This is a genomic window from Pseudomonas weihenstephanensis (genome assembly GCF_016812185.1).
Taxonomy (GTDB): Bacteria; Pseudomonadota; Gammaproteobacteria; order Pseudomonadales; family Pseudomonadaceae; genus Aquipseudomonas; species Aquipseudomonas weihenstephanensis.
In genome coordinates this window covers 94927-116792 of record NZ_JAAEBV010000003.1, presented here as the reverse complement: position 1 = coordinate 116792, position 21866 = coordinate 94927, and the positions used below count along the sequence as shown (strand labels likewise).

Below are 21866 nucleotides of genomic sequence, written 5' to 3'. Positions count from 1 at the left end.
GTTAACCAATAGTACGCTATGGCGCACTCAGAAAGCCGCGGGTGCTCTTTAGTGCCCTGAACCAAAAATTTGTCAATTTAATGACTTGAGTGCTGCTTGCAGCATTTTTTTGACGAAACTTGTTTTAAATCATGAGCGGTCCCCTTTTTGCGGTGATAGGATGCGCGCTTTCTGGCATGTGCCAAGGCTTTGTCCTACGTATGCCAGGACTAATTTAACAGGGACGTGTACGAATAATCGTCTACGCTTAACAGGTTAAAAAAATAGCGCCATTTGTTTGACGTCATTAAACGTTATGCAATCTGCGCAACCTGCGATGTGTGTGATCGTTGTACCCGACTGCATTCGCACTATTTATTCGTACGCTTCCATGGGGGGACGTTTCGCTTGGCTCTTACCACTTTGGCCATCCGCGGGTTGCTGGATCAACAGATCGCTTTACGCACGGGAGGTGTGTACTGGGTTACCGTCGATCAACCGACTGACGCAAAAATTGTGGCTCGCCAGTTCATTGAAGCACTCGCGCCGCAAATACCGTCGACCTTGATTTCCAGTGCCAATACACCGCACAGCATCATCAGTGACCTGGCACCCGATCGCGGCCCCGCCAAGCTCAAACTGTTCGAGATCCCCGTGCGCGAGATCAAACCGGGCCTGGCCACGCTGACCCGAGACATGAGCCGCGCCGGCATTGGTCCTGCGAGCCAGGTTGTATTGGTGGCACCTGCCAGCAGTTGGGGCGACAAAGTGGGGTCGCAGCGTTTACAGCGTTGGTGTGAACGGGTGCGCGCCTGGTTACAAGAGCGCCAGGCCACATTGCTGGTGATCGCTCACGGCGACGCTTCGTCATTGCACAGCGAACTGTTGCAGCTCAATGAGACGTTGTCCGGATTAAGCCGCTTGTACCGGCACAACGGCGATATTCGTTACCAATTGCACTTCTGGCATAACCGGCTGGGCGTCAGCGCTGGCCAGGAATTCAAGCTGTCGATTGATAAACAGTGCTTTACCCTGATCCCCCAATCAGGGGTCGATACGCAGCCGCGCGTAGCGGACGACCAGCACGTGTATCTGGTCGAGCGCGCCGTGCTTGAAAACTCGCCTTCATTGTCCAGGCACTGGTACCTGTTTGAAGACCGTCAAGCGCTGTTGCAAGAAGCCCTATCCGCACGGGCTGCCACGGTCATTGTGAGCATCGACAACAGCCATCAACTGCTTGAACTGGCGCAGCAGCTGCATGACCTGCGGGAAAAATGCGGCCCTGAACTGAAAGTCGTGGTGCGGGAAATGGAACCGGCCGTGCGTTATCGCGATGAGCGCTTGTTGCTGGCGTGCGGTGCCAACCTGATTGTTCCGGAGGGCACCGTGTTGTCGCGCTTTTTGAGCATGATCGAAAGCGTGCAGGGCCAGCGCTGGCAATACAGCCAAAACAGCGATTTCGAAACCTTGCTGGAGCGCCAGCGGCCACCGCAAATTCGCGGTCTGGTCAGCCCGCGCGTGTTTTATGACACCGTGGAGCAAATCGTCGCAGACAGCTCGGGGGAAGTGACCCATCAACTGCTCAAGTTCCAGCCGGTGCCGGGTCTTGAACCGCAGTTGTTCCTCAATCAAATGTGTTTGCGCCGTTTTGGTGACATCGCATGCCTGCTCAATGGCGAGCTGTACCTGTTTTTGTTCGCTTGCCGTGCCGATGGCCTGGACCCTGCTTTGGGTAATATCTGCCGCCTGCCGTGGCGAGACCTGTTCAACCATCGCCAGGTGCTGAACGGCATGGCTGACCTGCCTGAAGACGCCTTCATGCAGGCGCCGGTGACTGACCTGGGGCTGTATATCCCGATTGAACACAGCGTGACGGCCCCCCTTACACCGCTCAATCACCCACCGTTAATCGCGCAAAGAATCACGTTGCCTCTCAGTGAGCCTGCGCCATGACGTTCCTTGAATTGCTCGATGTGATTGTCCTGACCAGTGCCGTGACGGTGGTGCTGACCTTGCTGTCACGGCGCATTCGCCTGCGCTTGAAAGTCTCCCTGGAGCAGTACTTGCGCCCCCGCTACATGAAATCTCGCGGCGTACGTCGTCGCGCTTCTGCCAGTTCGTCTTCGAGTACGCCTGATGAGTTTGTTTAAGTCGTCTTCCCCCACCGCCAGGATCGCCGGAAAGTGGAAAGGCCTGGGCGGCTGGAACCTGTATTTCCTCGCCAAGTTCCTGCTGGCCTGGACCGGGTACTTGAATTTTCAAGTGCTGCCCAACCTGGTCTTCGCACTGGTGTTGCTGATCCCCCTCGCCCACCCGCTGCTGCGTCGTGTGCGCAGCGTGATTGCGATCCCGGTGGCCGTGGCGTTGCTGTATCAGGACACCTGGTTCCCGCCTTTTAGCCGTCTGCTCGCCCAGCCCGGCGTGCTCGACTTCTCGGTGGTTTACATCGTCGAACTGCTGGGCCGCTTTATCGACTGGCAAGTGTGCGCCATGCTGCTGGTGTTGATCATCGGCTACGCATTTCTCAATCAGTGGTTGCGCCTGACCACCTTCACCCTGCTGGGTTTGTGCTGGCTGGGCATGGGCAATCTGCAACACATGATCGTGCAGGTCGCCCAGCCGTCGGTGGCGAACGTGCAACCCGGCGCCGTCGCCCCTGTCGCCAGTACCGGTGAGCCGGATGACACAACGCTCAATGCGTATCTCGACACGTTCTATAAAAGCGAAGCTCAGCGCAAAGTCGAGTTCAAGGAGCCGGCCGTCAAGCCGCCGCCGTTTGATTTGCTGGTGATTAACATCTGCTCGATGGCCTGGGATGACCTAGACGAAGTGGGCTTGCGTGACAACGCGCTGTTCAGCCAGATGGACGTGATTTTCGACAATTTCAACTCGGCCACTGCCTACAGCGGCCCGGCGGCGATTCGCCTGTTGCGCGCCAGCTGTGGCCAAACCTCCCGCGCGCAGCTGTACAAAACACCCGCCGACCAATGCCTGTTATTTGATGACCTGCGCAAGCTCGGGTTTGCGGACGAACTGATGCTCAACCACACCGGCGAGTTCGACGGCTTCCTGCAAGAAGTGCGTGAGCAGGGTCAACTGCCGCCGCCCGCTTTGGGCACTGCACCGGGCGTGCCACGGGCGTATGTCAGCTTCGACGGCTCGCCGATCTGGCGCGACCGTGATGTGTTGAGCAAGTGGTGGCAGCACCGTTTGGCTGAAGACCAACCCAATATGGCGCTGTTCTATAACACCACCACCCTGCATGACGGCAATCGTCAAGTCACGGCGGACGGTGGCACCCAACGCGCTGACTACAGCAGCCGCGCGCAGGTGCTGCTGGATGACCTGAACGCGTTCCTTAAAGAGCTGCAAAAGAGCGGACGCCGGGTGGTCGTGGCCATCGTGCCTGAGCATGGTGCGGCGCTGCACGGTGACCGCATGCAAATCTCCGGGATGCGTGAGATCCCCAGCGATGCCATCACCCACGTTCCGGTCGGCATCAAGTTGATCAACATGGGCCAAAACCCACACACGGCCCCTGTGCATGTCACTCAACCCAGCAGCTATTTGGCCATTGCTGAAATCATTGCTCGCCTGTACGCCGATCCGGCCTTGAGCAACGGGCAAAACCTGGACTGGTCGCAGTTACTGAGCAACCTGCCGCAAACGGCCAAAGTGTCTGAAAACTCGGGAACGGTGGTGCTGGATTACAACGGCAAGCCCTATGTGCGAATCAAGGAGAACGGCGGATGGCTGCCCTACCCACAGCGTTTCAAATAAGCGCCTACATCCTCTCGCGCACTGAGCGGGCGGACGACATCGCGCGCCTCAAATCGATGATGGACCTGCCCACGCTGGGTTATGTCGACGTGTCCGCGCAAATGGAACTGATGCAGGCGCTGGAGCGTTGGCCCTTGCTGGCTCATCTTGAAGCGCAGCGCCTGGTTCTGCCTGCGAAGAGCCCGGCGCTGGCGCTGCAAGCGCACCCGGAGACGACCCGATGATCGCCATCAGCCTGCGGGGTATTCGCGGTGGCGTGGGCACCAGCTCAACCCTCGCCGCACTGGCGTATGCATTGCACACGCTGGGTCAGCGCGTGTTGGTGGTGGACATGTGCCCGGAAAACACCCTGGGCCTGCACTTCAACCTGGATCTGGCGCCGCGGGATGGCTGGGCGCGCGCCACATTGGACCAACAACCCTGGCAGCAACAGGCCTGGACGGTGACCCCCGGCCTTTGCGTGCTGCCATACGGCCAACTTGAGGGCGCAGAACACACCCGGCTTGAGGCCTTGTTGCTGGACAGCCCGCAGTTGTGGAGCAAGCGCCAGGCCTCACTTGATCAGGCGTTTGACTGGGTGCTGTTCGACCTGCCGCAGCGCTTGCCGGGGCATGCGGGTAATGCGCAGTGTGCTTTTTCCTTCACTGTGCTCAACGCCGATGCCGCCTGCCATGTGCTGTTACAGACCCACGCGCGGCAAGGCACCGTGTTTGTGGTTAACCGGTATGACGCGGGCAGCCAATTGCAGCGCGATCTGGCCCTGATTTGGCACCATCGTTACGCCGCTTCGGTGGTGCCGATTAACCTGCACGCCGACGAAGCAATGGGCGAAGCCTTGGCCAGTCGCGAACCGGTGGGCCGCTACGCGCCCGGCAGTCTGATTGCCCAAGACATCATCAGCCTGGCCAGTTGGTGCCTGCTGCGTGGCCGGAGGCAGGCATGATCGCCGACTGGTTCCCCTATACACGCTTGCGTCGCGATCAAAACTGCACGCGTTTTACCGCGTTCATCCTGGCGCTGATCCAGGCGCTGGGCTGGGTCTTTTTGCGTCTGGAGTCGCCTAATTGGCAGGCCCTGCGTGAACAGCACCGGCGCTGGTATCCGCATTTGGCCACCAAGCGCCCGACCCTTGGCGACCCGTTGCGTTACGCCATTCAAACCCTGTGGTTGCTCATCGTGCGCCCCGTTGACGAAAACCACCTGCGCCGCCAGCGTGCCCGTCGCCAGTTTCGTGCTCGTCTGTATTCGTGGCTGATGGTGCTGCAACGGCCGTGGAATGCGCTGTCCAATGCATTTGAACGCTTGCCGTCGACCCTCAGCCCGCAGGTGCACAAAGGCTCGCGCTGGTGGAACGCGATTCGCTGGAAAACCCGCAAGGTGCTGTACATCGCCATCGGTGTGGTTGCGCTGGTGCTGATCCTGATTTGCGTCACCGAGCCATTCGGCTATCTCGCGCAGTTGGTATTCGTGGTGCTGTTGTGGGCCATTGCCATGCTGGTGCGGCGCATGCCAGGGCGGTTTCCGACGCTGCTGCTGATTTCGCTGTCGATCATTGTCTCGTGCCGTTACCTGTGGTGGCGCTACACCTCCACCCTAAACTGGAACGACTGGCTGGACTTGACCTGCGGCTTGATCCTGCTGGCCGCCGAAACGTACTCCTGGCTGATTCTGATCTTGGGGTACATCCAGACGTCCTGGCCGCTGAACCGCAAACCGGCACAATTGCCGGCCGATACCGGGCAATGGCCGGTGGTTGACCTGTTGATCCCCACCTACAACGAGGAGTTGTCGGTGACCCGGGGCACGGTGTATGCCGCCTTGGGCATTGACTGGCCCAAAGACAAATTGCGCATCCACTTGCTCGATGATGGCAATCGCCCAAGCTTTAAGGCATTCGCCCAAGAGGTGGGCATCCACTACATCGCGCGCACCAACAACCGCCACGCCAAGGCCGGTAACCTCAACCATGCGCTGACGCAAATCGACGGCGAACTGGTGGCGATTTTTGACTGCGACCACATGCCCGCCCGCTCCTTCCTGCAATTGACCGTGGGCTGGTTCTTGCGGGACCCGAAACTGGCGCTGGTACAAACCCCGCACCATTTCCTGTCCCCGGACCCGTTTGAGCGCAACCTGGGCACCTTCCGCAATCGCCCCAATGAAGGCGAGTTGTTCTACGGGCTGGTGCAAGACGGCAACGACATGTGGAACGCCGCGTTCTTCTGCGGTTCTTGCGCCATCTTGCGCCGCACTGCAATTGACGACATTGGCGGCTTTGCCGTCGAGACCGTGACCGAAGACGCCCACACCGCGTTGCGCCTGCACCGCAAAGGCTGGAACTCGGCGTACTTGCGCATCCCGCAAGCGGCAGGTCTGGCCACCGAAAGCCTGTCGGCACACATCGGTCAGCGCATTCGCTGGGCCAGGGGCATGGTGCAGATCTTTCGCACCGACAACCCCCTGCTGGGCAAAGGCTTGAGCTTCTTCCAGCGCATTTGCTATGCCAACGCCATGCTGCACTTTCTGGTGGGCTTGCCGCGCTTGATCTTCCTCACCGCGCCGCTGGCGTTCCTGTTGCTGCACGCCTACATCATCTATGCCCCGGCAGTGATGATCCTGCTCTACGTGTTGCCGCACATGATCCACGCCAGCCTGACCAACTCCCGAATGCAGGGTGCGTATCGCCAGACGTTCTGGGGCGAGGTGTATGAAACCGTATTGGCGTGGTACATCGCCCGCCCCACCACTGTGGCCCTGTTCAGCCCCTCGCGGGGCACGTTCAACGTCACCGCCAAGGGCGGGATGATGGAAGAAAACCAGTTTGACTGGCAGACCGCGCGCCCGTATCTGGTGCTGTCACTGCTCAACCTGCTGGGCCTGGGCTTTGCCGTGTGGCGCCTGTTCACCGGGCCTAAGGATGAAATCATCACCATCCTGGTCAGTGTGTTGTGGGTGGTTTACAACCTGTTGATCATAGGTGCGGCGGTGGCCGTGGCCGCTGAAGTGCGTCAAGTGCGTCAAACCCACCGTGTGCAAACGCGCTTGCCGGGCGCCATCAAACTGCTCGACGGCCACAGCTACCCGTGCGAACTGGTGGACTACTCCGACGGTGGTGTGGGCCTGCAACTGGGTCAGGCATTGCAACTGCCGGTGGGCACCCCGGTGTCGTTGATTCTGCAACGGGGTACTCGCGAATTTGTATTCCCCGGCTACCTGACCCGCTCCAACGAGCTGTTCATGGGGTTGAACTTCGCCAAGCTGACGCCTGCGCAAAAAATCGAGTTCGTGCAGTGCACCTTCGGCCGCGCCGATGCCTGGCTCGACCACAACAGCGAGTTTGAAGCCGACAAGCCGATCCAGAGCCTCAGCGAAATTCTCGCCCTGGGCGTCAAAGGCTATTACCGCCTTTATGAATACCTGCCTGCCTGGGTGCGGCGCATCGCCCGCCCGTTCATGCGAATTCTTCAGTGGCTGGGCAGCTTTTTGCCGCGCATGCCCGTCTCTGCCCCTATTACCTCCCGGCCAGTGAGCGAATCATGAGTCGTTTTTCTAAAAAAGCTTTCTTTGCCAGCCTTGCGCTGATGACCTTCGCCTCACAGTTGATGGCGGCGCCATTACCGTTGCCGGGCAGCTCACCGGCGCCATTGCCCAAGCCTGCGCTGGAGGACACCCAGCAGCCGTTGCCGAGCTGGACAGTCACACGCACCTTTGAGCAGTTGGGCCGCGCGACAGACACGTTGTTGCTAGGTATCAACAGTGCCGAGCAGGTGGAATTCAGCGTGCGCCGCGACCGGATTGCCAGCGATGCGCGCTTGCAACTGGAATACACCGCCTCCCCCTCGCTGATCCCGACCGTTTCCCACCTGCGGGTGTACCTCAACGATGTGTTGATGGGCGTCTTACCTATCGAGAAAGACCAGTTGGGGCGCAAGACCACCCAGCAAATGGCACTGGACCCGCGCCTGATTGCAGACTTCAACCGCGTGCGCCTTGAGTTTATTGGCCATTACACCGACATCTGCGAAGACCCGGCCAATAACACGCTGTGGGTCAACATCAGCCGTGCCAGCAGCATCACCTTGCAAGAGCAGGCCCTGAGCCTGAAAAACGACCTCGCGTTTTTCCCGCTGCCGTTTTTTGACCCGCGCAACACCGAAAAACTGAAACTGCCGTTCGTGTTTGCTGCCAACCCGACCTTGGGCGAACAACAAGCCGCCGCGATACTGGCGTCCTATTTTGGCAGCCAGTCCAACTGGCGTGGCGCTGACTTCCCGGTGCTGTTTGACACCTTGCCCAGCGTGCAAAGCAAGGAAGCCACACAGCCCTCAATCGTATTCGCCACCAACGATCACCGTCCGGCGTTCATGAACGATCTGGAAAAATTCCCGGCGGTCACCGCCCCGGTGGTGCAACTGATCGATCACCCCGATGCGCCATACAGCAAGATCCTGCTGGTCATGGGCCGCAACGAAGATGACCTCGCCACCGCCGCCAAAGCGCTGGCCCTGGGCGGCAACTTGCTGCGTGGTCAGAAGGCCACCATCGACAAAGTCGAGGCGCTGCAACCGCGTAAACCCTATGACGCGCCCGCATGGATGCGCACCGACCGGCCTGTGCGTTTTGCCGAACTGATTACCTACCCGCAGCAGTTGCAAGTCAGTGGCCTGCAACCGCGCCCCATCACCCTGGACGTCAACCTGCCACCCGACCTGTTTGTGTGGCGCAACCAGGGTATTCCGCTGCGCACTCAGTACCGTTATACGGCGCCGTCGGCCAATGATGATTCGCGCTTGAACATCAGCCTCAATGATCAGTTCATCACCAGCCTGGCGTTGCAGCGCAAAAACACCAGCAACCTCGAAGAGCTGCGCCTGGCGGTGCTGTCCAACGACTCGGCCAACGCCAACGACAAGCTGATCGTCCCGTCGCTGAAAATCGGTGACCGTAACCGCCTGCGCTTCGACTTCAACTTCGCCAGCACCGTGGGCAGTGCACAGCGTGACCGTTGCCAGACCATTCTGCCGGCCAACACCCAGGCGATCATCGATGAAGACTCCACCATCGACCTGTCGGGCTATCACCACTACATCAGCATGCCGGACCTTAAAGCGTTCGCTCGCAGTGGTTTCCCGTTCAGCCGCATGGCCGACATGTCCGAATCGATCGTGGTAGTACCGGGCAGCTCAACGCCGATGCAAGTCAGCACCCTGCTCGAAGCGGTGGCAGGCATTAGCGCCCGCACCGGTTACCCGGCCTTTGGCCTGCGCCTGAGCAATGATGTGAACAGCGCCGTTAAACAAGACGCAGATGTGCTGCTGTTGGGGCAAATGCCTGAGGATATGCGTGACAACCCGGACTTGAGCCTGTTGTTGCAACGCCAGCGCGACATGTTGGTTCAGCCTTACAGCAACGCGGGTATTGAGCAAAGCGCACGCCGCGGCCCTTCAGTGGATGAGCGCAGCCAGCCAGCCACCCGGGTCGAAGTCAGCGCACAAGCACCGATTGCCGCGATCATGGGCATGCAGTCGCCGCACCATAACCAGCGCAGCATCGTGGCGCTGTTAGGCAATGACGATGCCGATTACGCCTTGTTGCGTGAAACCCTGGCCGACACCGGCAAGCTCAATGCCGTAGCAGGTTCTGTTGCATTGATCCGCAGCAGCGGTGTGTACAGCCAACTGGTAGGCGATAACTACTTTGTTGGCAACCTGCCGTGGTGGCTGCTGCTCTGGTATCAGCTGTCCGAGCACCCGGTACTGCTGGCGGTGATTGCCGTGATCAGTGTCTTGCTCAGCGCCTTCTTGCTGTGGCGTGCCCTGAGCTGGGCGGCCAATCGTCGTTTGAAGGATGACTAAACCATGAAGCCCTTTGCCGCGCTCGCCCTGACCTTGACCCTCGGTTTGCCTGCTCTGGCGAGCGCGGCCAGCTGTGACTGGCCCGCCTGGGACCGCTACAAAAAAGCCATGCTGAGCAGTGACGGGCGCATCATCGACCGCTCTTCCGAGCAGTTGATCACCACGTCGGAGGGCCAGAGCTACGGCTTGTTTTTCGCCTTGCTGGCCAACGATCAGCCCAGCTTCGCGAAGATCTTGAAGTGGACCCGTAACAACCTGGCCGATGGCAGCCTTGAAGCGCACTTACCGGCCTGGTTGTGGGGACGCTCCAAGGCGGGCAAATGGCAAGTGCTCGACAGCAACAACGCCACCGATGCCGACCTGTGGATTGCCTATAGCCTGCTGGAAGCCGGGCGCCTGTGGCAGGTGCCCGAGTACAGCGCAATGGGGCAAAACATGCTGTGGCGCAGCGCCGCACAAAGCCTGCGCAAACTGCCCAAGCTGGGGTTGATGTTGTTGCCCGGCGACTTGGGTTTTGACAATCCAGAGGGCTGGCGGCTCAACCCCAGCTACTTGCCGCCGCAGTTACTGGCGCGGTTCAGCCAACTGTCGCCGGTCTGGAGCGAGTTGGCGGCCAATCAGCAGCGTGTGCTGATCGAAGGCTCGCCCAAGGGTTTTGCCCCGGACTGGCTGCTGTGGAAAGCCGGTAGCGGTTGGGCGCCTGACAGCAAGGACGGCAGCGCGGGCGACTACGATGCAATCCGCGTGTACCTGTGGGTCGGCATGCTGGCCCAGGACGCTCCCCAGCGCAAAACCCTGCAACAGCATTTTGCGCCGATGGTCAGCCTCACCCAAACCTTGGGCTACCCCCCGGAAAGTGTCGATGCACTGAGCGGTCAATACACCGGCAAAGGCCCGGCCGGTTTCTCGGCGGCACTGTTGCCGCTGTTGGCGGGCAGCGACTCGCCTGCCTACGCGGTGCAAACGTTGCGTTTGCAGCAAGACCCGCCCGCCGCCGACGCCTACTACAACCAGTCATTGGTGTTGTTTGGCCAGGGCTTTGATCAACAACGCTATCGCTTTGACAAGGATGGACAGCTGCTACCGGCCTGGATTGACACATGCAAAAACTAAAAACATGGGCGTTTTTGCTCACGGGATTGTCGACCACGGCCCTCGCTCAGCCCGCCACGGTGCAAGAACAACAGCAATGGTTGCTGGAGCAAGTGCGGGTCGGTGAGGCCATGTACCGCGAAGACCTGGTGCGCGATTCTTTGGCGCGACTGGAACTGATCGCCCCCAACAATCCCCAAGCGCTGGTGGCGTCTATTCGTCAGGCGCTGCTGGAAAAAAAAACGGATTTGGCCCGCGAGCGCCTCGCCCATTTGCAGCAAGTAGCCCCCGATTCTGGCGCGTTACGTCAGGCACAAAGCCTGATGAAGCTGCAAGACCCGCAGAGTCAAAAAGCCCTGCAACAGGCGCGACTGTTCGCGGCTGCGGGGCGCCCTGAAGAGTCGACAGCCATTTTTGAACAGCTGTTTGGCGACGCCCCGCCCGACTTTGCCACGGCGCTGGAGTACCTGCGTATTCGCAGCAACATTACCGGCCAACGGCCCAGGGTGATTGAACAACTGCGCACCCTCGACAGCCAGTACCCCGGCAACGCCGGTTTGCGACAAACCCTGGTTGATTTGCTGTTCAGAGAAAAGCGTGCGCCTGAGGCGCTGGCTGTACTGGAACAGTTGGCCACCGATCCGCAGGCGAGCAATGCGGCGGCAGACCGAGAGTACGAATACCTCCACACCTTGCCCGTCGACCGCAAAACCGTGCAGGCATGGCAGGCGTTTATCAAACGCTACCCCGCCTCCCCGACAGTGCTTGAGGCCAACAAAACCCTGCAAACCCAACAGCGCCTGCTGGCGGACCCCGCCTGGCTGGCGGGTGCGCAGGGCAAGCAAATGATCGAGCAGCAACGCACCCCGGTGGTGGCTGAAGGTCTGCTGCGCCGTGCGATCAAACGCTACCCCGACGATCCAAGCCTTTACGGCGCACTGGGTTTGGCGCTGCTGCGTCAAAGTCGTTATGAAGACGCCAACGCCACATTCATCAAAGCGCGCAACAAAGAGCAAGACACCTCGTTCATCAGCCAGTGGCAAGACCTGATGGACGCCAGTCATTACTTGATGCTGCTCAGTCAGGGCGACAAGGCACTGGATCGTAAAGACTACGCCACGGCGCGCAGGGCCTTCGAACAAGCGCGCAAAGCCAAACCCGGCGATGCCGATGCCTTGATTGGCCTGGCCGGTGTCGCTCGCGGCGAACTCAACGACATTCAAGCCGAAGCCTTGTTGCTGCAAGCCCGCAAACTGGAACCGGGTAATGCCAGCGCAGTACGCGCGCTGGTGCGTTTGTACAGCGCGCAATCGCCAGAAAAAGCCAAAGCCTTTCTTAACAGCTTGCCCGCCGCCAGCCAGAAAGAATTCGCCAGCCTGCGTCAGGGTTTTGAGCGGGATGAACTCAACCAGCAGGCCGATACCGCGACCGCCCGCAAGGACTGGCCGCAGGTGGTCGCGCTACTCAGCAAAATCCGCAACCTGACCCCGGACGAGCCGTGGTTGACCTATCGCCTGGCCAACGCGCAGCGTGAAATCAACCAGCCGGGCGCCGCCGATGACAGTTTCAAGCAACTGATGCGCCGCCAGGGGCACAACCCTGAAGCGTTGTATGCCTACGCGCTGTACCTGTCGGGCACCGAGCGCGACGCCAGCGCGTTAAGCGCGCTGGAGCAACTGCCGCGCCCGCAATGGAGTGAGGCCATGCGCGAGTTGGGCACGCGCCTGCAACGTAATGTGCTGGTGGCGCGTGCGCAAAGTTTGCGTAAGGCGGGTCAGGAGCCACAAGCCATCGCGTTGCTAATGCAAGCGCCCAACAGCGATGACCTGATGACGGTCGCGGGTTGGGCGCAGGAACGGGGTGACTACGATCAAGCGCAGCGCCTCTATAGTCAGGTGTTGCAAAAACAGCCGGACAATACCCAAGCGCATCTGGGCCAGATTGAGAACCTGATTGCCAGCCAGCAATTGGCGCCAGCGCGTCAACAGTTAGCGCAGTTCAAGCCGTCAGCGAGAGCTGTATTGAGCGCATCGCAGCAACGTCGTCTGGCCAATGCCTGGTCTGAGGTCGGTGAACCGGACAAAGCCAGTGCGTTGTTCGCCGAACTGCTCAAAACCCCGCAGGCTGATCCGGTGGTGTACCGCGATGCAGCGCGGTTGATCGCGGCCAAACAGCCACGACAGGCACTGGACTATTACGCCAAGGGCATGGCCGGTGCCGGGTTGATGACCCCTGCACAAGCCGATCCGCGGGATAACCGCGCCATGACCTTGGCCAGCCGCGCCAAAGACCATGACGAGTGGTTGGCCAGCAGCTTGCGCAGTGATGTGGACAGCCTCTATCAACGGCAAAACCCGACGGTGCACCTGTACACCGATTACGGCTGGCGTTCGGACGATGCCTCCAAAGGCACTTCGGACACCGACACCACGACCACCATTTTGCAGTTGGACCTGCCTATTGCCGATGGCACAGGCTGGGTGCGTGCAGAACAGCTGGACATGGACGCCGGTAAATTCGACACCGACGCCGACGGCCGGGTGCGCGAGCAATACGGCACCTGTGGCGTCGGGGTACGGCAAAAAGACTCAAACCGTCTGCTGTATCCGGGGTGCGACAACCACTCGCAATCGGCGCGTGGCACCACGATGGCCACCGGCTGGAAAAATGACACATGGGACATCGACATCGGCCGCACCCCAGACACCTTTGATGTGCCCAACTGGCTGGGGGGTGTGGCCTACAGTGACAAAATCGGTTCGCTGGGCTGGACCCTGACCGGGTCGCGTCGCCCATTGAGTAACTCGATCCTGTCTTATGCGGGCGCCAAGGACCGCACCACCGGGATCACGTGGGGCGGTGTGACCTCCAATGGCCTCACACTGGGGCTGAATCACGACGAAGGTGGCGTGGATGGCGTATGGGCCAGCCTGGGTCAACACTGGTTGCGCGGTAAAAACGTCGAGAACAACCACAAAACCACCGCAATGGGCGGTTACTACTACCGTTTGATGGAGCGCGCGGATGAACGCATGCGCACCGGCCTGACCCTGATGTATTGGGGTTACGACAAGGACCTGAGCGAATACACCTTGGGCCAGGGCGGTTATTACAGCCCGCAGGAGTACTACTCGATTGGCGTGCCGTTGAACTATGCCTTCAGGACGGCTAACTGGTCGGTGTCGCTGGAAAGCTCGCTCAGCTGGTCCCATGCGCACAGCAGCTCAAGCGATTTGTACCCGTTGAATGGTTTGAATTCGAAAATGTCGGACGCTGTGATTGATCTGGGTTTTAACGGTGTCGCCATGGGGGGTGAAACCGATGGTGGCAGCAGCAGCGGCTTTGGTTACCGCCTGCAGGGCCTGGTTGAGCGCAGGTTGACCGACAATCTGGTGTTGGGCGGTGGCGTGCTCTACCAACACAGCGATGACTACGCACCCAGCCGTGCGTTGATGTACCTGCGGTATACGTTTGACACCTGGCAAGGCAATTTACCGTTGCCGGTAGAACCGCTGATACCGTACGCCGACTTCCGGTAATGGCCAACGCCACACGTGTAGCCGCTGTCGAGGCACGAATCCGGTGCACCGGGTTGAATGGCTTCACGACGGTTTCACCGCCGGACGTAGCCTCGCATTACTCGTCAACGACTACCGCCTGTAGTCGCTGTCGAGGTACGAGGCTGCGATCGGGTGCGAAGCGCTCGTAAACCCGGTGAGTGCGGTGTGTCTGAAACACCGGGTTGAATGGCTTCACGACGGTTTCACCGCCGGACGCAGCCTCGCATGACTCGTCAACGACTACGCGCCTGTAGTCGCTGTCGAGGTACGAGGCTGCGATCGGGCGCGAAGCGCTTGTAAACCCGGTGAGTGCGGTGTGTCTGAAACACCGGGTTGAATGGACGTCGCCTCGCGTTACGCGTCAACGGCTACGCGCGGCCTAACGCCCCATCGCCCTGGCCGCGTCAGCGGTGTATTGGTCGATGGTGACCTTCTCTTCATTCAAAATCGGGCCTTTTTTCGACTCGTTGGTCATGCCGTAACCCGCGTATTGCCCCGAGTTCAGGTCCATGAAGAACTGCGACCCGGCCTGCCACGCGGTGTAGGACTGAATTTTGGCGTCTGTGCTGGGCTCAACGGTCGGCGAGTTGGCCGGTGCCAGCCCAAGGCACTGACCGCTGCGTCCATAAACGGGCCGAGGCCGCAGATGAAGGCTTGGGCAATCGACTGCAATCATCGTCAAAGCGGACTCGCTCCCACCCTGTTGTGTTCTAATTGCCGCCTTTTTTCAGCCTCAGCGTTTCAAGGACCTGCCCCATGCCGTCGACTGCCCCCACCCGCGTTCTGATCATCGGTTACGTATGGCCAGAACCGCGCTCATCCGCGGCGGGCGGGCACATGATGCAAATCATCGAGAGTTTTTTGCAGCAAGGCTGGCACATCACCTTCAGCAGCCCGGCTGGCATTGGCGAACACAAGGCAGACCTCGCTGCATTGGGCATTGATGAGGTCAGCATTGAACTGAACAACAGCAGTTTTGATGCCTTTATCAGCCAGCTGGCGCCGCACATCGTGTTATTTGACCGTTTCATGATGCAAGAGCAGTTCGGCTGGCGGGTCGAAAAGCATTGCCCTGACGCCCTTCGAGTGCTGGAAACCTCAGACTTGCAGAGCTTGCGTGACGCACGTCAGCAGCAGCTCAAGGCGCGCCTCAAACACAACCCCGATTTGGACGACTTCAGCGACCTGTTTGCCCCGGCGCCGCGCGAGACATTCGAGCAGATGGCCGCGACCGACCTGGCCCAGCGTGAAATCGCCGCGATTTACCGCAGCGACTTGAGCCTGATGATTTCCGAGTACGAGATCGACCTGCTGGTCGAGCAGTTCCACGTTCCCGCAAACGTGCTGCATGCGTGCCCGCTGATGGTGGACGCCGTACCCGCAACGTATGTGCCGTATGAGCAGCGCCAGCACTTTTTGAGCATTGGCAACTTTCGCCATGCGCCGAACTGGGACGCGGTGTTATGGATGAAAACCAGCATCTGGCCGCTGATTCGCCAGCAGCTACCGATGGCACAACTGCACATCTACGGTGCTTACACCCCGCCCAAAGCCACCGCCCTGCACAACCCGGCACAGGGTTTTCATGTGCTCAATTGGGCAGAGGATGCGTTGGCGGTGATGAGCAACGCACGGGTATGCCTGGCCCCACTGCGGTTTGGTGCGGGTATCAAAGGCAAAATTGCCGATGCCATGCTGTGCGGCACACCCAACGTCACCACGCCGGTGGGCGCCGAGGGTATGCACGGTGAGATGCCCTGGGCCGGAGCCATTGCGCAAAGCGCCAGCGCCATTGCGGCAGCCGCCGTTGAGCTGTATCGCAACCCGTCGGCCTGGCATCAGGCCCAGTTGAACGGACGGGCGTTGTTGGCTCAGCGCTACCTGCACAGCGTCCATGGCCCGGCCTTGGTGCAGCGTATCGAAGCCTGCCGGGCGCAACTTGACGCGCATCGGCGCAACAACTTTACCGGCGCCATGCTGCGTCATCATCAGCACAAAAGTACGCAGTACATGTCGCAATGGATCGAGGCCAAAAATCGCCTTGTTCCCGCTTGAGCGTGCTCAGGTGCGGCGGCGCAACAAATAGGTGTCCATCACCCAGCCCTTGCGCTGACGAGCTTGCGCCCTCGCCTGTTTGATTTGGGCACACACCTGGGACAACTTTCCGGCGATCAGAATTTCATCCTGCGTGCCGATGTAAGCGCCCCAGTAGATGTCCACGTCGTGCTCAATAAACGCGTCGAATGAACAGTGGGCGTCGAGCATGACCACCACGTTGTCCAGATCGTTCGCGCTGAGCTGACGCCCGGTGGTGATGCGGATTGGTTGGCCGATGTCATTCAGGGGGATGCGATGGCGCGCGGCGAGTGCCTGAACGCTGCTGATACCGGGGATCACTTCATAGTCAAAACCGTCACAGCCTTGTGCGCGGACCCGATCGAGTATGCGCAAGGTGCTGTCATACAGCCCCGGCTCGCCCCATAACAGAAAAGCCCCGCACTCGCCTTCTGCCAGCTGGTCTTCGATCAGGCGGGTGAAGACGTCGGCACGTTGCGCGTGCCAATGCTCAACGCCAGCGGTATAGGACGGCGTTGAACTGTCGCGTTTCGGGTCGCCGACCTGCACCACGCGGTACGACGGCTCACGGATGTAACGCTGGCAAATCTCAAGCCGCAAGCGCACCAGGTCGTGAGTCGTCTGACCTTTGTCCAGAACAAAGAAGACGTCGGCACGGTTGAGCGCGTTAATCGCTTGCACAGTGATGTGCTCGGGATCGCCCGCGCCCATGCCAATCAGCAGGAGGGTTTTCATGCACACAAGGCTCCGCAATAGTCGTGCCGCTGACTATAGAGCGCTGCGCAGGTGAAAGCACCGCGAATCAGACCTGGCTCAGGTCTGATTCGCGCACGCCAGGCTTACCAGATGTTGAGGTTGTAGCTGACGATCAGGCGGGTTTCGTCCACGTCGCGGGCGAATTTTGAGTAGTTGGTGCGGTAGGTGGCGTTACGAAAGCGCAGGCTCAAGTCTTTGAAGGTGCCGCTTTGCACGATGTACTTGACCTCGGTGTCGCGCTCCCACTCTTTGCCTTCTTGCGCACGGCCGAGCACTTTGATGTTGTCGCCATTCACGTAGCGGGTCATGAATGACCAGCCATTGAGGCCCATGGCCTTGAAGTCATAGTCGTAGCGCAGTTGCCAGGAGCGTTCCTGGGCGTTGGCAAAATCGTTGACTTGCAGGTAGTTGACCAAGTACGGGTTGCTGCCATCCAGGTACGGCATCGAGGTGTCGCCGGTCATGCGCTGCCAACCGGCGCTGACTTTATGCCCGCTCAAGGCGTAACCGAGCATGGCGCCCATCGCCCGGTTATCGATGTTCGAGGCTTTGGCCGAACCGGCATCGTCACTTTTGAGCAACCGCACATCGGCCGACAGCACGCCCTGCCCCACGGGCTGATTGGCCAATAAGCCGACGAATTGCTGGCGATAGATGTCTTCGAGTTCGGCGTAGTGATACTGCGCGGAGAGGCGCTCGTTCACCTTGTAGTCCAGGCCGTACATGTTGAAGTGATCGGCGGTGATGTTGCAGCCGTATCGTTTGTTCTTGCAGTTCAGGCGCAGGTCCTGGGCGTCAGTGGAGTCACGGGCGGTGTAACGGTTAAGGCGCGAAGCCATGATCGTCAGGTCTTTCACATCCTTGGACACCAGCATCGCGCCATTGAACATGTTGGGTAGCAAGCGGCCATCGTTGTACTTGAGCAATGGCAGGTCGGGCAGCAAGGCGCCGTATTTGAGCACGGTGTCGGCCACACGCATTTTTGCGGTCACACCGATTTTTGCGTACTGATCCTTGGAACGACGCGGGTCACTGCCGGTCGAAGGCAACAAGCCGCTGTTGCTGTCTGCCGGGCTTGAATCGAGCTTCAAACCCAGCATGCCCAGCGCGTCCAGACCAAAACCAACCGTGCCTTCGGTGTAGCCCGATTGCACATTCAGGATAAAACCTTGCGCTGTTTCGTCACGCTTGGAAGCCCCTTGCGGGTTTGAGACGCTGCCATCTCGAAAGTCGCGGTTGAAGTACACCGTTCGGGCTTCCAGCTTGGCGCTGCTGTCTTCAATAAAACCGCCAGCCTGCGTCTGTACGGCAACACCGGCACACACTGCCAGAGCGCTCAGGCGTGCAACCCGGCACTGCGCCAACAACGAAAAAGGGACAACCATGTACAAGCTCCAGCAGCGAATCATTCGCAAAACGAAAACAATTGAACCCGCGCCTGCGGTCATAAACCGGGGCGAAGCCGTTCAATACAAAGGGGAGCGCAATTATACGAAAGGCTAAGCCTGAGCCTCATTGGACCTTAGTCGCACGTAGTGGCACTTTGCCAAGATTTAAGCGGCCGGTATTTAGTTAATAGCGTTTCGCCCACATCCGGCCTTAAATAGACACACCAACGATTGACCCCTCAGGATTTTTCATGAGTGCCGTATTTACCCTCAGTCAGCTCACCCCCTTGTCCCAGCGTCTGAACTGGACGCTGACCCCTCTGGGAGAGGTGGCTGACTGGCCGCAGAGCCTGCGCACTTGCGTACAACTGGTGATGAATTCACCCATGCCCATGCTGCTGCTGTGGGGCAAGCAGCTCACCCAGGTCTACAACGACAGTTTTGCGGTGTTGGCCGGTGATAAGCACCCCACCTCGTTCGGCCAGTCGGTTCATCAAAGCTGGCCTGAATACCGCGACTTTACCCAGCCCATCATCCAGGCTGTGTTGGCCGGTGAGAGCCGTACCTACATCGACCAGTACTTTCTGATTCCGGATCGCCAGCACACCAGCGAGATGTGGCTCGACCTGACGTTCAGCCCGGTGTGCGATGAGTCAGGCGAGGTGGCCGGTATTTTGATGATGGCCGTCAAAACATCCCGCCGCCGGCGCACAGCCATCAAGCTGCGCCAGCGTTCGCAAGCCAGCCGCAAAGCGCAGCATGACACCGAGGAACGCTTGCGACTGGCCCTGACCGCCACCAATGGTGTGGGCACCTGGGACTGGAACATCGACGAAGACCTGTTCGTCACCGACAGTCGGTTTGCACAGATGCATGGCATTGAGCCGCAACTGTCCGGGCAGTTGCCGATTACCGCGTATTTACAAGGCGTGCACCCTGAAGACCGTGGGTTGCTGACCCGTTCGATCAAAACCTGCATCACCCACAACAGCGAATACGCAGAGGAGTACCGCCTGCTGGGTATGGACGGCCACGTGCGCTGGATTTTTGCCCGCGGCCGTTGTTTCAGTGCTGAGCCTCACCGAACGCGCCGGTTCATGGGGGCTGCGCTGGACATCACCGAGCGCAAAAAAACTGAGCAGGCCCTGCTTAACCTCAATGAAACCCTTGAAGAGCGCGTGGCCGAGCGCACCCAGGCGCTGGCCGAAGCCAACCTGCAATTGCAACAGGAAATGGTTGAGCGCGAGCGTGCCGAAGACGCGTTACGGCATGCGCAAAAGATGGAGGCCGTGGGCCAGTTGACCGGCGGTATTGCCCATGACTTCAACAACATGCTGACCGGCATTATTGGCAGCCTGGACTTGATGAAGCGCTACATCGCCGCAGGACGCAGCGCTGAAATCGGGCGTTTCACCGACGCGGCAGTCTCATCTGCGCAGCGTGCGGCCGCGCTGACTCATCGCTTGCTGGCGTTTTCCAGGCGTCAGTCACTGGACCGCCAACCCTTGGACCCTAATCACTTGGTGAGTTCGCTGGAGGAGCTGTTCAGGCGTACCAAAGGGGCGCATATCGACCTGAGCGTGGTGCTGGGCGCTAATATGTGGGCCGTCAACACGGATGCCAGCCAGCTCGAAAGTGCCCTGCTCAACTTGATCATCAATGCCCGGGATGCAATGCCCCAAGGCGGGCAATTGACGGTCAGAACCCTCAACAGCTATTTGGATGGCAGCGATATCAGCACGCTCGAACCGGTTAAAGCCGGTGATTACGTGATGTTTGAGGTCAGTGACAACGGCGCGGGGATGACGCCGCAGGTACTGGCTAAAGCCTTTGATCCCTTTTTTACGACCAAGCCCATCGGTCAAGGCACGGGGCTGGGACTGTCGATGATCTACGGCTTTGCCCAGCAGTCCGGCGGGCATGTCACCCTGGACAGCGAAAGTGGCAATGGCACCTGTGTCCGCCTGTTTTTACCCCGTCATTACAGCCCGCAGATCCAACCCCGGCCTGCGTCCAGCAGCGTCGATGCACCGTGCGCCATCGAAGGTGAATGCGTGCTCTTGGTGGAGGATGACGCGGCCGTGCGCATGCTGGTTCTCAATGTGCTGGATGAGCTGGGATACACCGCCCATCAAGCCCCCGATGCGAAAACCGCGTTGGCGCTGCTGGAGTCATCGCTGCGCATTGACTTGTTGGTGACGGATGTCGGGCTGCCGGGGATGAATGGTCGGCAATTGGCCGAAATTGCCCGCCAACACCGACCGGGGCTCAATGTGCTGTTTATGACGGGCTATGCCGAAACGGCGGCTGAACGTCAGGGGTTTCTTGAACAGGGTATGGACATGATTGGCAAACCTTTCTCGGTCGAACAACTGGCGACCATGATTCGAGGAATGATCCCGACGAAAAATCAGGCATAATCCGCGCCCTCGAAATACGCCCTACAGATGCAAGGTAACCGCCCCATGAAAGCGCAAGCCCGCCACATACTGGTGAAAACGGCTGAAGAAGCCGAGTCTCTCAAGCAACGCATTGCCAAGGGTGAAGCCTTCGATGTACTGGCCAAAAAATTCTCCACCTGCCCTTCGGGCAAGCGTGGGGGCGATTTGGGGGAAGTAAGGCCGGGGCAAATGGTGGGGATTATCGACCAGATCATTTTCAAAAAGCCGCTGCGGGTGATCCACGGCCCCGTGAAAAGCAAGTTCGGTTACCACTTGGTGCAAGTTTTCTTCCGCGATTGACCGCGTATTTGCGCCGCTGCTATTGCCTGGCAGCGTCCGCAGACTGCGTAGCCGTCATAAACCATTCAAGCTGAATACGTCAGACACACCTCCGTGAACAGGTTTTGGGGTTTGGGGAGCAACGGAACAGAAAGTGCACTTAAGCCCTACCAGCGTCGTTCAGTACCTTCCTCCCAGGCATCCGCCTCGATAAAGCAGTTGCGCATCTCGGCCTCCTGGCTGATCTCGCCGAGCAAGTCATGCACCTCCTTATCCAATTCCTCGTCGCTCTGATAGGGAACTGTCAGCTCATAGTTTCCCGACTCCAGGCGCTTCACGCCGAATGGCTCTAGGCAATAGCGCTCAATGTTCTCCTTGGCCCTCTTTCGACCGCGCACGAACTTGCTGTTGTTCTCCACCGCCAAACGCAACGAAGTGGGGGCCATGATCAATAACCTGCAACGGGCGATGGTGCTGGAACGCTTGACTATCGAGATTGAAGCCGATGATCCGGATGACTCTTTTCTGCTGGCCATGGCTTTGGCGGGCAATGCGGACTACTTGGTCACCGGTGATCGCCGTGCAGGTCTCTTGCAACGCGGGCACATCGAACGCACGCGGATAGTCACCCCCGCCATATTCTGGGCCGAGGTACTGTGA

Annotated in this window: 15 protein-coding genes and 2 pseudogenes; 13 read left to right on the top strand and 4 right to left on the bottom strand. The window is 59.5% G+C overall.

Going from position 1 to position 21866, the window contains the following annotated elements; genetic code table 11:
• Positions 1-387: 387 nt before the first annotated feature.
• From bcsE to bcsC, 9 genes are read left to right on the top strand one after another with little or no spacing between them, the layout of a single operon-like run.
• Entirely contained in the window at positions 388-1932 is a 1545-nt protein-coding gene (gene bcsE, locus GYN01_RS11170; RefSeq protein WP_048402365.1) for a cellulose biosynthesis protein BcsE, read from the top strand.
• Positions 1929-2129 carry a cellulose biosynthesis protein BcsF gene (bcsF, locus tag GYN01_RS11165; protein ID WP_203307063.1) on the top strand — a complete coding sequence of 67 codons (201 nt, stop codon included), beginning with the start codon at positions 1929-1931 and terminating at the stop codon, positions 2127-2129. The genes bcsE and bcsF overlap by 4 nt, the downstream gene beginning before the upstream one ends.
• Positions 2116-3759, top strand: a complete 1644-nt coding sequence (gene bcsG, locus GYN01_RS11160; RefSeq protein WP_203307062.1) for a cellulose biosynthesis protein BcsG — start codon at positions 2116-2118, stop codon at positions 3757-3759. Before bcsF ends, bcsG begins: the two co-directional genes overlap by 14 nt.
• Positions 3729-3983 (top strand): cellulose biosynthesis protein BcsR, encoded by a 255-nt coding sequence (gene bcsR, locus GYN01_RS11155; protein ID WP_203307061.1) that lies wholly within the window; start codon positions 3729-3731, stop codon positions 3981-3983. Before bcsG ends, bcsR begins: the two co-directional genes overlap by 31 nt.
• Positions 3980-4702, top strand: a complete 723-nt coding sequence (gene bcsQ, locus GYN01_RS11150) for a cellulose biosynthesis protein BcsQ (RefSeq protein WP_048402362.1) — start codon at positions 3980-3982, stop codon at positions 4700-4702. Before bcsR ends, bcsQ begins: the two co-directional genes overlap by 4 nt.
• Complete coding sequence (gene bcsA, locus GYN01_RS11145) at positions 4699-7299, top strand: UDP-forming cellulose synthase catalytic subunit (RefSeq protein ID WP_203307060.1); 2601 nt, start codon at positions 4699-4701, stop codon at positions 7297-7299. Before bcsQ ends, bcsA begins: the two co-directional genes overlap by 4 nt.
• Positions 7296-9614, top strand: a complete 2319-nt coding sequence (gene bcsB, locus GYN01_RS11140; protein WP_048364842.1) for a cellulose biosynthesis cyclic di-GMP-binding regulatory protein BcsB — start codon at positions 7296-7298, stop codon at positions 9612-9614. Before bcsA ends, bcsB begins: the two co-directional genes overlap by 4 nt.
• 3 nt (positions 9615-9617) lie before the next feature.
• Positions 9618-10727, top strand: coding sequence for a cellulose synthase complex periplasmic endoglucanase BcsZ (gene bcsZ / locus GYN01_RS11135; RefSeq protein ID WP_048402360.1), 1110 nt, complete (start codon positions 9618-9620; stop codon positions 10725-10727).
• Positions 10715-14245: a cellulose synthase complex outer membrane protein BcsC gene (bcsC, locus tag GYN01_RS11130; protein WP_203307059.1), complete on the top strand. Its 3531-nt coding sequence runs from the start codon at positions 10715-10717 to the stop codon at positions 14243-14245. Before bcsZ ends, bcsC begins: the two co-directional genes overlap by 13 nt.
• 400 nt (positions 14246-14645) lie before the next feature.
• On the opposite strand, the pseudogene GYN01_RS11125 reads toward bcsC, so the two are convergent.
• Positions 14646-14807: pseudogene (locus GYN01_RS11125) on the bottom strand (DUF1329 domain-containing protein); the annotation flags it as partial.
• A 215-nt stretch (positions 14808-15022) separates the two neighbouring features.
• Here GYN01_RS11125 and GYN01_RS11120 point away from each other — a divergent pair.
• Positions 15023-16321: a glycosyltransferase gene (locus tag GYN01_RS11120; protein WP_203307058.1), complete on the top strand. Its 1299-nt coding sequence runs from the start codon at positions 15023-15025 to the stop codon at positions 16319-16321.
• Between the two features lie 6 nt (positions 16322-16327).
• Here the strand turns inward: GYN01_RS11120 and cobF are convergent, their stop codons facing one another.
• Both cobF and GYN01_RS11110 read right to left on the bottom strand, forming a co-directional pair.
• Entirely contained in the window at positions 16328-17077 is a 750-nt protein-coding gene (gene cobF, locus GYN01_RS11115) for a precorrin-6A synthase (deacetylating) (protein ID WP_203307057.1), read from the bottom strand.
• A 104-nt stretch (positions 17078-17181) separates the two neighbouring features.
• Entirely contained in the window at positions 17182-18483 is a 1302-nt protein-coding gene (locus GYN01_RS11110) for an OprD family porin (protein ID WP_203307056.1), read from the bottom strand.
• A gap of 254 nt (positions 18484-18737) precedes the next feature.
• Here GYN01_RS11110 and GYN01_RS11105 point away from each other — a divergent pair, with 254 nt between their 5' ends.
• Together GYN01_RS11105 and GYN01_RS11100 are read left to right on the top strand one after the other, a co-directional pair.
• Positions 18738-20906: a PAS domain-containing hybrid sensor histidine kinase/response regulator gene (locus tag GYN01_RS11105; protein ID WP_048402355.1), complete on the top strand. Its 2169-nt coding sequence runs from the start codon at positions 18738-18740 to the stop codon at positions 20904-20906.
• 45 nt (positions 20907-20951) lie between these two features.
• Positions 20952-21227 carry a peptidylprolyl isomerase gene (locus GYN01_RS11100; RefSeq protein ID WP_048364834.1) on the top strand — a complete coding sequence of 92 codons (276 nt, stop codon included), beginning with the start codon at positions 20952-20954 and terminating at the stop codon, positions 21225-21227.
• 146 nt (positions 21228-21373) lie between these two features.
• Here the strand turns inward: GYN01_RS11100 and GYN01_RS11095 are convergent, their stop codons facing one another.
• Entirely contained in the window at positions 21374-21652 is a 279-nt protein-coding gene (locus GYN01_RS11095; RefSeq protein WP_048402354.1) for a hypothetical protein, read from the bottom strand.
• On the opposite strand from GYN01_RS11095, the pseudogene GYN01_RS11090 reads away from it, so the two are divergent.
• Positions 21639-21866, top strand: a pseudogene (locus GYN01_RS11090) (PIN domain-containing protein); the annotation flags it as partial. The gene GYN01_RS11095 and the pseudogene GYN01_RS11090 sit on opposite strands and share 14 nt — an antisense overlap.

Coding starts and splice junctions, on each gene's coding strand:
- GYN01_RS11095 (WP_048402354.1), bottom strand. CDS start 21,652: ATGGCCCCCACTTCGTTGCGTTTGGCGGTGGAGAACAACAGCAAGTTC.
- bcsZ (WP_048402360.1), top strand. CDS start 9,618: ATGAAGCCCTTTGCCGCGCTCGCCCTGACCTTGACCCTCGGTTTGCCT.
- bcsF (WP_203307063.1), top strand. CDS start 1,929: ATGACGTTCCTTGAATTGCTCGATGTGATTGTCCTGACCAGTGCCGTG.
- bcsQ (WP_048402362.1), top strand. CDS start 3,980: ATGATCGCCATCAGCCTGCGGGGTATTCGCGGTGGCGTGGGCACCAGC.
- GYN01_RS11105 (WP_048402355.1), top strand. CDS start 18,738: ATGAGTGCCGTATTTACCCTCAGTCAGCTCACCCCCTTGTCCCAGCGT.
- bcsB (WP_048364842.1), top strand. CDS start 7,296: ATGAGTCGTTTTTCTAAAAAAGCTTTCTTTGCCAGCCTTGCGCTGATG.
- bcsR (WP_203307061.1), top strand. CDS start 3,729: ATGGCTGCCCTACCCACAGCGTTTCAAATAAGCGCCTACATCCTCTCG.
- cobF (WP_203307057.1), bottom strand. CDS start 17,077: ATGAAAACCCTCCTGCTGATTGGCATGGGCGCGGGCGATCCCGAGCAC.
- GYN01_RS11120 (WP_203307058.1), top strand. CDS start 15,023: ATGCCGTCGACTGCCCCCACCCGCGTTCTGATCATCGGTTACGTATGG.
- bcsC (WP_203307059.1), top strand. CDS start 10,715: ATGCAAAAACTAAAAACATGGGCGTTTTTGCTCACGGGATTGTCGACC.
- bcsG (WP_203307062.1), top strand. CDS start 2,116: ATGAGTTTGTTTAAGTCGTCTTCCCCCACCGCCAGGATCGCCGGAAAG.
- bcsA (WP_203307060.1), top strand. CDS start 4,699: ATGATCGCCGACTGGTTCCCCTATACACGCTTGCGTCGCGATCAAAAC.
- GYN01_RS11110 (WP_203307056.1), bottom strand. CDS start 18,483: ATGGTTGTCCCTTTTTCGTTGTTGGCGCAGTGCCGGGTTGCACGCCTG.
- GYN01_RS11100 (WP_048364834.1), top strand. CDS start 20,952: ATGAAAGCGCAAGCCCGCCACATACTGGTGAAAACGGCTGAAGAAGCC.